This window comes from Geodermatophilus sp. SYSU D01186, from assembly GCF_054050215.1.
The window spans coordinates 26,995-38,742 of record NZ_JBJGYW010000040.1 but is presented as its reverse complement, the minus strand read 5'-3'; the positions used below and the strand labels follow the sequence as shown (position 1 = coordinate 38,742).

The 11,748-nt window shown below is 73.7% G+C and carries 11 protein-coding genes and 1 pseudogene; 5 read left to right on the top strand and 7 right to left on the bottom strand.

Going from position 1 to position 11,748, the window contains the following annotated elements:
* Window positions 1–642 precede the first annotated feature (642 nt).
* Complete coding sequence (locus tag ACI784_RS22245; protein ID WP_457014949.1) at window positions 643–912, top strand: hypothetical protein; 270 nt, start codon at window positions 643–645, stop codon at window positions 910–912.
* Between the two features lie 411 nt (window positions 913–1,323).
* On the opposite strand, the gene ACI784_RS22240 is transcribed toward ACI784_RS22245, so the two are convergent.
* The 6 genes from ACI784_RS22240 to ACI784_RS22215 form a co-directional block, all read right to left on the bottom strand.
* Window positions 1,324–1,743: a PRC-barrel domain-containing protein gene (locus ACI784_RS22240; RefSeq protein WP_457014948.1), complete on the bottom strand. Its 420-nt coding sequence runs from the start codon at window positions 1,741–1,743 to the stop codon at window positions 1,324–1,326.
* 336 nt (window positions 1,744–2,079) lie between these two features.
* Window positions 2,080–2,508 (bottom strand): hypothetical protein, encoded by a 429-nt coding sequence (locus ACI784_RS22235; RefSeq protein ID WP_457014947.1) that lies wholly within the window; start codon window positions 2,506–2,508, stop codon window positions 2,080–2,082.
* The gene (locus ACI784_RS22230; protein ID WP_457014946.1) at window positions 2,505–3,473 is read right to left on the bottom strand and encodes a metallophosphoesterase family protein; all 969 of its coding nucleotides are present in this window, start codon (window positions 3,471–3,473) and stop codon (window positions 2,505–2,507) included. The genes ACI784_RS22235 and ACI784_RS22230 overlap by 4 nt, the downstream gene beginning before the upstream one ends.
* An 86-nt stretch (window positions 3,474–3,559) precedes the next feature.
* Window positions 3,560–3,949 (bottom strand): hypothetical protein, encoded by a 390-nt coding sequence (locus ACI784_RS22225; RefSeq protein ID WP_457014945.1) that lies wholly within the window; start codon window positions 3,947–3,949, stop codon window positions 3,560–3,562.
* The gene (locus tag ACI784_RS22220; RefSeq protein ID WP_457014944.1) at window positions 3,949–4,482 is read right to left on the bottom strand and encodes a hypothetical protein; all 534 of its coding nucleotides are present in this window, start codon (window positions 4,480–4,482) and stop codon (window positions 3,949–3,951) included. Before ACI784_RS22220 ends, ACI784_RS22225 begins: the two co-directional genes overlap by 1 nt.
* Window positions 4,470–6,479: a PEP/pyruvate-binding domain-containing protein gene (locus tag ACI784_RS22215; protein ID WP_457014943.1), complete on the bottom strand. Its 2,010-nt coding sequence runs from the start codon at window positions 6,477–6,479 to the stop codon at window positions 4,470–4,472. Before ACI784_RS22215 ends, ACI784_RS22220 begins: the two co-directional genes overlap by 13 nt.
* Before the next feature lie 561 nt (window positions 6,480–7,040).
* Here ACI784_RS22215 and ACI784_RS22210 point away from each other — a divergent pair.
* From ACI784_RS22210 to ACI784_RS22195, 4 genes are all read left to right on the top strand, one after another.
* Window positions 7,041–8,267, top strand: coding sequence for a DUF2252 domain-containing protein (locus ACI784_RS22210; protein WP_457014942.1), 1,227 nt, complete (start codon window positions 7,041–7,043; stop codon window positions 8,265–8,267).
* Between the two features lie 244 nt (window positions 8,268–8,511).
* Window positions 8,512–9,582 (top strand): YihY/virulence factor BrkB family protein, encoded by a 1,071-nt coding sequence (locus tag ACI784_RS22205; RefSeq protein ID WP_457014950.1) that lies wholly within the window; start codon window positions 8,512–8,514, stop codon window positions 9,580–9,582.
* Window positions 9,583–9,780: 198 nt separating this feature from the next.
* Window positions 9,781–10,050: a hypothetical protein gene (locus tag ACI784_RS22200; RefSeq protein WP_457014941.1), complete on the top strand. Its 270-nt coding sequence runs from the start codon at window positions 9,781–9,783 to the stop codon at window positions 10,048–10,050.
* Between the two features lie 256 nt (window positions 10,051–10,306).
* Window positions 10,307–11,152 (top strand): hypothetical protein, encoded by an 846-nt coding sequence (locus ACI784_RS22195; RefSeq protein WP_457014940.1) that lies wholly within the window; start codon window positions 10,307–10,309, stop codon window positions 11,150–11,152.
* A gap of 77 nt (window positions 11,153–11,229) precedes the next feature.
* On the opposite strand, the pseudogene ACI784_RS22190 reads toward ACI784_RS22195, so the two are convergent.
* Window positions 11,230–11,346 (bottom strand): annotated as a pseudogene (locus ACI784_RS22190) (alpha-amylase family glycosyl hydrolase); the annotation flags it as partial.
* Between the last annotated feature and the right edge of the window lie 402 nt (window positions 11,347–11,748).

Here is an 11,748-nt window from a genome sequence, read left to right as displayed (position 1 = left end):
CCGCCGCCGCGCCGAGGGCAGGACCGACCGCGAGATCACACGCTGCCTCAAGCGCTACATCGCCCGCGAGCTCTACCGACGCCTCGAAACCCCACCCTCAGCCCTTGACGCGGCATAGGAGCGTCCGCGCGGTCGGGCATCGCCCCGCAGCCGGACGCCGGGGTCTCTCGTCTGCGGGGCGATGTTGGGCCTGTCGCGGGCAGGTGGGGTCGCCAAGGAGACGTCGGGGAGCCCGGGACGGTGCCTGCGCCGATCGGCTCGGCGGCGGGTCCGGGGGGCCGGAAGTGCGGTCGAGCCGGTGCTCGGCCCGGCACGGACGTCGGCCCGCCGGCTCGGGCGGGGTGCTGCCGCGCGTACCTGCAGACCCGGGGCCGGCAGGCCGGCTGCAGCTCGAACTGCGCCGGGGCGGCCACCATGCCCGGAGACCTGTCATCAGACCTCAAGACGGCGGCGCGTCGTTCGCAAGCTCGGCAGCCGATCCTCGAAAAGGCCCCCGTGCGGGATGAGGATCGCCGTGGAGACAGCCCCGGACGGGCAGCGGTTCCGCCCGCACCAGCGTGGCCGGTGACGCCCGTTCACGCGACCGCCGGCGGAGGCCAGATCGCGTCGCCGCCCGCGGACACCGATCTCCTGGAGCACGAGATGCTCAGAACCGTCGTCACACTCCTGTTCGTCTGCGTGGTCGCCGCGGTCGCGGGGGCGGTCACCACCGGCATGTTCTGGCTGACCCTCGTCGCCGTCGCCGGGATCCTCGGCACCGGCGCCGTGGGGCTGAGCATGCTGGATCTCCGTACGGAGGTCGACACGCCGACCGCCCACCGGAGGGCCGGACTGACCCTGCTCGCTGCGGGACGCGGGAGGCCGCGCGGCCACGTGGCACACGACGGCGGAGAGGTCGGCCGGGCCGCGTAGTCGTCCCGCCGGGCCGCTCCGCGAGACGGTGGCAGTCTCGTGCGGTTCGCGGCAACGTCGAGCCCTCCGCGCCGTCACGACCAGCCGGAGCACGCGACCTCGGGACGGTGCACCAGCTGGGGAGCATCCGGACCGAGGAGCGGTTGCCGCCCGGTTCCACACACCGCGGCCGTCGCCGGAGCAGCGACGGCGGGCGCGGGCCTCCGAGGCGGCTCAGATGGCGCGGTGGCGAGCGCCGCCGACACCGGGGTGGGAGTCGGGCCGCGACCATGATGTTCCAGTCGCCGCGGCCCGTCGGTCGCCGTGACCGGAACCGCGGAGGGACAGATGGCAGCGGTCGTTGTCGCGAGACCGTGATCTCCACCGCGAGGCGGAGCGGCTCCGGCGACGCGGTGGTGACGGTGCCGACCGTCAGGTGCGGTACGGGGGAGGAGGGGTGAACCCGGGGCTCCAGTAGGGCCCGTGGCTCCACCCGCCGTGGACGCCGGCGTAGTGGTCCCGATCGCGGGCGAGCTGCGGGTCGTAGCCCGGGACGTCGAGCAGCCGGTCCCGGTCGAGGGTGACGATCACGATGTCCCGCCCGACCGTCGTGACGGCGTCGACGGGGACCCGGAGGTGTTTCCTGCCGATGCCCAGGAATCCGGCCGAGCCGATGCACAAGAACCTCACCCGCTCCGCCTCCTCGTCGACGAGCAGCTCCTCGACCGTGCCGATCCGCTCGCCGTTGCTGTCCAGAGCGGTGCGGCCCCGGACATCCGTCTCCGGATCGGCCACCTTCCTGTCCGAGTTGCTGAGCCGGACGAGCCGGCCGGGGAGGTCGAATGCCGACACGTGACCCTCCTCGCTCGTGGGCGGTGTCCGGTGGGCTTCCCGCTCCGTGGCCGGTGCAGCCGCCGTGTCGGGAAACCGCAACGGCATCGACTCCGGCAGGTCATGGGGCAATCGGCTCGGGGCTCACGGTGAGGTGTCTCCTGGCTCGGCGACGAGGTCGGAGACGCGGGGCGTTGGCCCGGGTGGGAGATGACCGGGCCCTGTCACAGGACCGCCCGGACGCGGGCTCCGTGCCCGGGGTTCGCCCCTCGGGGGACCGTTCCTGCCCGCAGTGACCTGTGGTGGTCATACCGGCCCGGGAAGAGGGAACCGTGACCGCGGGCCACCGCCCGCGAGTCAGCGGCGGGAGGTCGGCACCGGCGCCAGCCAGCGCACCAGCCCCCCGCGGACGGCCTCGGCGGCCAGGACCGCGACGGCGAGTCCTCCGCCCCAGACGCCAGGGGTCAGCACGGAGGCGGTGGAGGCGGCGGCGGTGTGCAGGACGACCGTCGGCACCGCGGTGGCGCCCGCCGCCAGCACGCCCAGGGCCCCGAGCGCCGCGATCCACCGGCTGGCGGGGTCGGCGCCGTCGGGCGCGCTCAACCGGCGCCAGGCGAGGACGGCGGCCGCCGCTCCCGTCACCGCGCTGACGGCGAGGAGGTCGCTGGTGCCGACCACGCCGGCGCCGCCTCGTGCGCCGGCCGCGCGGACGACCATGGCGGGGGCGAGCACGAGGACGAGCACGAGGACGGCGTACGCGGCCGACGCTGCCCGGGTCAGAGTCACCGCCCCTCCCGGGCACGCAGCTCGAAGCGGTCGAGCACCTGCCCGTCGGCCCGTACCGAACGAGCGGCCAGCCGGTCACCGGCGACGTCGACGTGCAGGTACTGCAGGGCCGATGCGGCGGCCGCGGTGAACCGGCTCCGGCCGACCGGCGTCGTCTTGCAGCCGCCACCGCTGACCACGTACGTCACACCGTCCATCGGCCGGGTGCGCTCGTAGTGGTGGTCGTGTCCGCTCAGGACGAGATCGACCGCGCGGCGGGCGAACACCGGCCCCAGCACGTCCCGGGCCCCGGGAGTGGAGCCGTGCGAGCCGGACGAGAACAGCGGGTGGTGCAGGCAGACGACCTTCCACTGGTTGGTGGAGCTGGCCAGGGCATCGTCGAGCCACTCGAGCTGCGCGGGAGCGTCCTCGCCGAACAGGCCGGGGGCGCTGGAGTCGAGGTAGAAGAAGTCGACCGGGCCGTGACTGGTCGTGTAGGTCCGGGCAGGGGTACCCAGCAGCCGCAGTTCCGCGTCGATCTCGGCCAGGCTCGCGTCGCTGTGGTGGAGATCCCCGTCGTGGTTGCCGATGGCCAACTCGAACCGCACACCCGCGTCGATGAGCGGACGCATCGGCCGGACGAAGACGTCGTCGAAGCGGTCCTCGACGCGGCCGTAGTAGCAGAGGTCACCCAGATGGGTGACCAGTCCGTAGGCCGCCTGCCGGTAGCCGCGGGCCATGCGCTCGGCGACGGCCATCGCCTGGCGGCCGCCGCTGCCGGTGTCGCCCACGGCGGCGAAGGTCAACCGGTCGGGCGCCTGCGTCCACGCCGCCGCCGGCAGCGCCAGGTCCGGCGCGGTGCCGGGGACGAGGTCCTCCCGGCCGAGCAGCGGCCACAGCTGGCCGACGAGCCCGCCGCCGGCGGCGAGGGAGCCGGCCGCGCCGAGGCCGGCGGCGAGCAGCTGCCTGCGGGTGAGCTCGGGCACGGGGGAGGTGACCTCCGGGGTGGGAAAGCGGGCGCGACGGCCCGACCGTTCCCAGGGTCAACGTCCGCCTGCCCCGGGTGTTCCCCTCACCTGCCGGCCGGCGTCACCGTCTCCAGGTGCCGGACGTCGACCCGCAGGTGCTGCACGCGCAGGTCCGACAGGCACCCGCGCAGCTCCCGGCGGTCGAACTCGTCGAGGCCGGGCCGCAGCCGGAAGGCGAAGACCCCGTCGCCGGTGGTGCGGAACGACTGCTCGATGACGGCGGCGTTGACCAGCAGCCGGCAGGTGCCGATGAGGCCGGCTGTCATCGAGGCCCGCACGTCGGGGTCCTCCCGGACCACTCGGGTGGCGACGACCACGTCGGTGTAGGAGCCCGCGGGCTGCTCCACCTCGACGGTCATCAGTTCCGCGCGTAACGCCAGCAGGCCGGCGACCGTCAGGACGATGACGGTCAGTGCGACGAGAAGCCTCCTCATCAGCGCCCTCCCTCCAGCGGGCCCAGCAGTGTCCGCAGCCCGGCGTCCGGCTCCTGTCCGCCGCCGGCCATCACCTCGCGCGCCGACGGGACGAGGGGCGTGGCCGGGAACCCGACGGCGCGCAGCCGGTCGGCCAGCTCCTCCTCGGCCCCGCTGCGGGCTGCCGCGCCGGCCACGCGCTCCAGCAGCCACGCCACCGCGGTCAGCAGGACTCCGCCGCCGATCAGGATCGGGACGAAGACGGAACTGCGGTCGGGGTCGGGCGGGTGTAGCCAGCGGAAGGGCGGGGACTCGACCGGCGCGCTGCGCAGCCGGTGCAGGAGGTCCGATGGCCGGCCTCCCGCGGGCAGCCTGCGCTCCAGCCGGCTGAGCCGGCGCAGCACCAGGGCGGTGCCGAGCCCGATCAGCGCCGCGAGGAAGAGGATGCCCACCAGCAGGGCCCGGTGCCATTCCCAGCGGTACACGTAGACCAGCACGTACCCGCCGGACGCGACCAGGGCCAGAGCGCCGGTCGTCCAGCTCACGGCTCGCACGACGTCACCTCCTGGACCTCCCCGGTCGTCCCGTCCACCCGCACGACCGTCCCCGGGGGGAAGCGCTCGAGCGCCCCGGCCAGGCCCACGACCGTCGGGGTCCCGGCCTCGCGGGCGAGGATGGCCAGGTGCGCCAGCACGCTGCCGGTCTCGGCGACCAGGCCAGCCAGTCGCGGCAGCAGCGGCGCGAGCGAGGGGTCGAGCGTGCGGACGACGAGCACCGCCCCCTGGGGCGGGTCCTCTCCGTGGTGGACGGCGCCGGTGGCGCGCCCACCGCCCGCGCCGGCCGGGCCCGTCCCCCCGTCTACGGCCACCGGCTCGCCGGTGTCGCTGAGCCGGAAGCGGGCCGGAAGGGGGTCGGCCGGGGTGACCGGTCGCGGGTCGGCCGGCGCCGTCGGGTCCGCCACCAGCGACGAGAGCTCCACCAGCGGCAGCGCACGGACCTCCGCCGGGGAGCTCAGCCGTCCGGCAGCGGTGAGCCGCTCTCCCAGCACCCAGGCCGCACGGGCGCCCACCTCCTGCAGCCACCGCGTGCGCAGGCGCAGGGCCTCGCGCAGCAGGCCGGCGTCACCCGGGTCCGTCGGGGGGAGTTCCCCGGGAGCCGGCACGTCCGCCGGTAGGGCGGGTGTGGCCCGGACCTGCGGAGTGCTGAGGGCGAGGACCACCGGGTGTTCGGCCGCGGTCCGCGCGTCGGGGAGTCCTGCGTGCCGTGCGCGGGCCAGGACGGCGAGGGCGACGCCGACGCCGGTGGTGCGGGGCGCCTCGGGATCCACGAGCAGCCCGATCAGCAGCTCGTGGGCGTGCGCGGACACGAGAGCCGGGCCCGTCCTGTGCAGCAACCCGACGAGCTGGGCGTCGCTGAGGTCCTCGAGCGGCGGCACCTCGGTCAGGGCGGCGTCCGCGGCGTCGAGAACGTCCGCGGCCAGCACCGGCAGCGCCGCACGCAGCCGCCCGACCCGCCACGATGCCCGCAGCCGGCGCAGCCGGGGCCGCGGATCGAGGGCCTCACGGAGCCCCGCCCGGTCGGAGCCGGGGGAGAGGAGGTCCAGGTCGACGGCGACCCGGCCGCCCACGACGGCGACCAGCGGGGAGGCGGCCACGCCCGCCTCGGACGCCGTCCCTGCCAGCACGAGCGCCTGGCCCAGCGCCGCGCGCAGCGGGGCGACCCACAGGTCCACCTCGAGCGGCTGCAGCGGTTCCGGGAACGTCTCCGCCACGGGCCCGGGCCCGAGGACCGGCCCGACCGGGCGCCCGCGCGGCTCCAAGGTGACCGGACGGCTCTGCAGCAGCCGCAGGCGACCGCCACGGTCGAAGGCCCACTCCACGTCCTGCGGCCCGCCGAACACCTCCGCCGTCCGGGCGGCCAGGTCCACCAGCTCGCGGAGCTCGCGCCGCCGGAGTCGCGCGCCACCCTCCCCGCGATGCACCCCCATCGGTCGGCCGTCGCGGTCGAGCTCGTACCGCGTGCCGTCGACCCGGCCGCTGACGAGGCGGTCGGGCTTGCTCTGGACGGCGGCCACCACGACCCGGTCCTCCCGGCCCGTGACCGGGTCGATGCCGAAGAGCACCCCGCCGCAGCGCACCGACAGCAGCGGCTGGACGAGCACCGCGATCGGCTCGCGCCCGGTCAGGGTCGCCGAGCCGGACACGGCGAGCTCCCGTGACGCGATCACCAGACCGACGGCGCGGCGGAAGCCCTCCTGCCCGCGGACGCCGACGACGGACTCGAACCGGCCCGCCATCGAGGAGCCGGCGAGGTCCTCGACGGTCGAGCTGCTGCGCACCACCAGCGGCAGCGCGTCGTCATCGGAGAGCCGACGCCAGGCGTCGAGCACGGTGTCGGGGAGAGGCATCCCCGCGGCGAGGTCCTCGGCGGCCGTGGTGGTCACCACGAAACCGGCGACCACCGGGAGCCCGCGGCGGGACGCCGTCGCCAGGGCCGCCGCCTTCGCTCCGGTGAGTGCCGGATCGGCGGCGGCGAGGTCGTCCAGCCACACGAGGGACGGGGTGTCGCCGTGTGCAGGAACGCCTTCACGGTCGGCGGACGGGAGAGGGCGCATCCCCCGTGTGTTGCCGTCGCCGCGCCGTCGACTCGCAGCGCCGCCGAGAGGTCCCGAGATCGACCGGGGACCGTCATGCACCCGCAAACACCACCGTCGCGCGCCCCCGCGCGGCAGGTGGGGGTGGCCGCCCAGCACGCCAGTCGGGAGCAGGCGAGTATGCGGTGCCGCGGACCGTTCCGCCTGGTCGGGGCGCCGGGACCCCGACGAGTGGCCGTGGGCCGTCACGAGGTCGTAACGGCCGCCCGCCGTGGTCCCGGTCCGGGCGGGTACTTCCGGTCGATGCAGTCAGACACCGTGGAGAGCGCCAGCCGAAGCGAACTGATCGAGCGCGCTCGAGCAGCTGACATCCGAGGACGCTCCTCGATGAGCACGTCCCAATTGAGAGCGAGCCTGCGCGAGCGGGGAGCGGCTGCGCCGGCCGAGGCTGCGGGCGGCCGCCGCCCTCGGGACGACGGCGAGGTCAGGCGGGACGGCAGGGTCCCGGTGGGCTCACGCGTGGACTCCTTCCGGCAGCTGGCCGAGGCTCGCGCGCGGGGGGAGATGGTGCTGTTGCCGAGGATGCTGTCCGGCAACGACCGGCGCACCCACGTCCGGGAGACGGTGCGCGAGGACCACGAGACCCGGATCGCCACCGGCGGCGTGGAAGCGCGGGAGAAGTTCGACAAGCTCGCCGGTTCGGTCTTCCACTTCTTCCGCGGCACGAATCTGCTGTTCTACCGGGACATCCTCGGCGAGGACGCCCGGATGCCCACCGTGCTCGCCCTGGGCGACGTCCATCCCGGGAACTTCGGCGTCATGCCCAGCTCGGACAACGTGCCCGTGTTCGGGGTCAACGACTTCGACGACTCGTTCTACGCGCCGTTCACCTGGGACCTGAAGAGGGGCGTCGTCGGCTTCGTGCTGGGCGCGGCGGAGAAGTCCGGGCTCGGGCGCAAGAAGCAGCGTGGCGTCGCCGAGCGATTCGTCCGCGGCTACATCGAGGGCATCGCCGCCTATGCCACCGACCTGACCGAGCAGGACGAGCAGTTGCGACTGGACAACGCGCCTCCGATGATCGCCGAGCTCATCCAGGGTGTCCTGGAGCGCGGCCGCCCCGAGTGGCTGGCCGAGACAGTGCTGAACGAGTACGGCACCGGCTTCCGCACCGACGACGAGCTGGTCCCGGTGAGCAGCAGGCGACCCGAGTTCCAGGACCTCGTCGACCGCTACGTGCGGGAGAACGACGTCACCGTTCCAGCCCGCGCGGGCGGCATGCGCGTGAAGGACGTCGCCGAGCGGAAGGGCGCAGGGACGGCGTCCCTCGGTCTGACCCGGTACTACGTGCTCATCGAGGGCCCACGCGCCGATGGCACCGACGACCTGCTGCTGGAGTTCAAGCGGGCGCGCCGGTCGGCGCTGGCCGGTCTGGTGCCGCCCTCCGGTTTCGAGGTCGACGGCCAGGGTGACCGGATCCGGCACGCTCAGCGGGTGCACCTGGTGAACGGGGACGTCTTCTACGGCAGCGTCGACTTCGACGGCCACAGCTTCCTGGTGCGTGAGCGGGCCCCCTTCCGCGGCGACATCAGCCTGGGGGCGCTGTCCGCGGGGGAGTGGAAGGAGTACGCCGGCGTCTGTGGCCGCGTGCTGGCGCACACGCACGCGATGTCCGACGAGAACGGCCTGATCGACTACGACGTCGAGCCGGCGATCCTGGGCGCGATCGGAGGGGCGACCTGTTCGTAGACGACCTGTTGCGCTTCGCCGACGAGGCGGTCGCCCGGGTGCGCGCCGACCACGCCCACTTCGTCGCGGACCACGAACTGGGCGCCTTTCGCAGTATCGACGTCGTCTACCGCTGAGATCGCCGGCCGGCGGAGGGGCGGCGCTCTCCGCCCCGCGACGGTGCCGGCCAATCGCCACGTCCGGTACCCGGACGTACTGCCGGGCAGTGACGGAGGAGAGGAGGAGGGCGCGGGTGGTGAGCCGGATGCCGGTGGTCGAGCGCCTGGACCGGTTCCAGCGCCGTCACCCCGTGGTGGGGTTCCCGCTGGCGGTCGTCTACAAGTTCTTCGACGACCGCGGACCGCACCTGGCCGCGCTGATCACCTACTACGGCTTCCTGTCCCTGTTCCCGCTGCTGCTGCTCCTCACCTCCGTGCTGGGCTTCCTGCTGGAGGACGACCCGGACCTGCAGCAGCGGGTGGTCGACTCGGCGTTGTCCAGCTTCCCGCTGCTGCGGTCCCAGCTGCAGGAGAACATCGGGACGTTCGAGGGCAGCGGGGTCGCGCTGGCCATCGGGATCGTCGGCACGCTCTACGGCGGCCTCGGGGTCATGCAAGCGGCGCAGGCGGCGCTCAACCGCATCTACGCCGTCCCGCGCTTCGCCCAGCCCAATCCGCTGATCTCGCGGGTGCGCGGCCTGTTGCTGGTGCTGGTCCTCGGCCTGGCCGCGCTGCTGTCCACCGGGCTGTCGACCTTCGTCCTCACCGTCGGGGACCTCGTCCCCGGCCTCGGCCCACTGCTGCCGATCGGTGCCGCCCTCGCGACCTTCGCCGTCAACGTGGGCATCTTCCTCGTCCTCTACCAGATCCTCACCGCCCGGTTCCTGAGCTGGCGCAACGTGCTGATCGGCGCCCTCATCGCGGCCGTGCTCTGGCAGGTGCTGCAGACCCTGGGGACTTACTACTTCGGCAGCTACCTGAGCCGGACCACCGACGTGTACGGCATCTTCGGCGTGGTCCTGGGCCTGCTCGTCTGGATCTACCTCCAGGCGCTCGTGGTGATCCTCGCGGCGGAGATCAACGTCGTCCGGCATCGCCGCCTGTATCCCCGGTCGCTGCTGACGCCGTTCACCGACGACGTCGAGCTCACCGAGTCCGACGTCCGGGCCTACACCGGTTATGCGCGCACCGAGCGGTACAAGGGGTTCCAGCGGATCGAGGCCTCCTTCCGCCGCGACCGGGAGCCGGGATCGGCCAGCGCGGAGGGATTTCCGGGGGATGTCGCCGAAGACGAGCGGGAGAGGAACGAGCGGGAAACGACGGATCGGTCGCGCTGAACGTGCCCGTCGTGCGGCTGCGGTCGGGGACGTTCGAGGTAGCCGCCCACCCGCCACGACGAGTCCCGGGAGGATCGGGCGGGGGATCACAGGTCAGGAGTTTTCCGTCGGTCGGCTGCCGCACGACTGGCACCGCGACGTCGGTCAGGGATCCGCGACCGCGCACCCCCCGGTGGCGCAGCGGTGCTCCGTGCTGCGGTGGCGCGGCTCGCGGCGGTCACGGGCCTGCGGTTCGTCCATGAAGGCAGCACCGACGAGGACCCGTCGGACGACCGTGGGCGGTTCCTGCCGGAGCTGTACGGCGACCGCTGGGCGCCGGTGCGGCTGCACGAGCTGGTCGGCCTGTCCCACGTCCCGACCCGGAGCCAGCTCATGTATCGCTGGCGCATCGACACCGAGGGCTTCGGCCCCGGCGACCTCACCGGCTTGGCCCGGCTGGGCCAGGGACCGTGCGTGCCCCGGATCTGACCGCTTGTCCGCTCGCGCGGGATCCGCCCGGCGTCCCGCTGCACCACCGGTTCCGTGCGCCGTCACCCGCTCGGTCATCCGCAGCTGTACCGACGTGCCGCCGGGCCCGGTTTCCGGCGGCACGATCCGGGCTGGACCGCGGCCGTCCGGGTCCCGATCGCACCGTCCCGCCTCCGCCTGACCGATCAAGGCGCCCTGTGCACCCTGTCCCGGCCCCTCCCGTCGGTCGGTTCCGTGACGGGACTGTGGCAGTTCGATGGCCACGGCCGGTGTCACGCCGGCCAGGGGTAGCCGTCCATCGGCAGGAGGAGCGGCGAGAGTCGTCCCAAAGCAGATTCGAAGGGGAACTCCCATGTTCAGTGTTCGAAGGCGCGTGGCCGTCCCGTTCATGGCCGCCGCGGTAGCGACCTCGCTCGCTGCCTGCGGGGACGACAGCGCGGGTCCGGAGACGGGTGCCGACGTCGAGGACGTCGCCGAGGAGCCGGTGGGGGACGAACCGCTCGAGCAGGAGGCCGACCCGCTGCTCGGCCAGACCGTCACCGTCAGCGCGGAGATCGAGGAGGTCGTCGCACCGAGCGCCATCCGGATCGGGGACGAGCGGCTCCTCGTGCTCAGCGCGGGGCCGACCTTCTCCGACATGGGATTCGAGGTCGACGAGGGACTCGTCGAGGACGACGTGGTCCTCCAGGTGACAGGCGAGGTCGCTCGCCTGGTCTTCCCGGACATCGAGGAGCAGTTCGGGTTCGACTGGAACGACGAGGACCTCGTCGACTGGGAGGGTGAGAGGGTCATCGTCGCCAGCGAGGTCGACACCCTCGTCGGCGAGCAGGTGACCTTCGCCGGAGAGGTCGAAGAGGTACTGAGCACGGTGTCCTTCGAGGTCGCCGGCTCCGGTTGGAGCGTCGTGGTGCTGGACGCCCAGCAGGCCGCCGTGGCCGAGGGCGACTTCGTTCAGGTCACCGGCACCGTTCGTGAGTTCGACCTGGCGACGATCGAACAGGAGTTCGGTCTCGACCTCGATGACGCGCTGTACGAGGACTTCGACAGACGGTTCGTCATCCTCGCGGAGAACGTCGTGTCCGCCACGCCGGTCGCCGAGTGAGCCACGGAACCGGATGACTGTTTCCGGACGGAGCCCGTCGCCCGGGCTCCGTCCGGCCTGCGGCCTCCGTGGTCCCCGCCGGGGCTCGGCTCGAGGGGCAGCAGCCACAGGCAGGTCACGTCGAGGCCGGACAGGTACGGCAGCCGGTCGGTCAGGCCGCGGAAGTCTCCGACGCCGTCGCCGTCGGAGACCATGGGTCGAACACGTCGTCGCTCGTCTCGGCGACCGGGGGCTCGGCCTGCGGGTCGGCAGCCGGAGGCGACGGCACGTCGGACAGGTCGTCGGCGGTCCGGGCCGGGCCGGGTCTCCCGGTGCGGCGCCCTCCGCCTCGCAGATCCCCGACGGCGACTTCGCCCTGGCCCACGGCGTCCTCGCCCACAGGGTCCTGGGCGCTGCCGCAGCCGGTCAGGGCGAGGGCCGTCGTGACGGCGACGGACAGGATCGCTCGGTGCGTGGTGGGAACGCCGCAGGGACGACGGTCTCCGAGGTCGTGCCCCCGCGGAGGGATGCGGCACCCCGCCCGGCCGAGCGCTCACGGAGTCGTCACGTCCCGGGCAGTGCACTGGGCGGCCGCCTCGCAGCGGCCACGCGTGGGG

Excerpts from the sequence above, each read along its gene's own strand:
- ACI784_RS22245 (WP_457014949.1), top strand. The coding sequence starts at position 643 with ATGCTCAGAACCGTCGTCACACTCCTGTTCGTCTGCGTGGTCGCCGCG.
- ACI784_RS22225 (WP_457014945.1), bottom strand. The coding sequence starts at position 3,949 with ATGAGGAGGCTTCTCGTCGCACTGACCGTCATCGTCCTGACGGTCGCC.
- ACI784_RS22205 (WP_457014950.1), top strand. The coding sequence starts at position 8,512 with ATGCCGGTGGTCGAGCGCCTGGACCGGTTCCAGCGCCGTCACCCCGTG.
- ACI784_RS22195 (WP_457014940.1), top strand. The coding sequence starts at position 10,307 with ATGGCCACGGCCGGTGTCACGCCGGCCAGGGGTAGCCGTCCATCGGCA.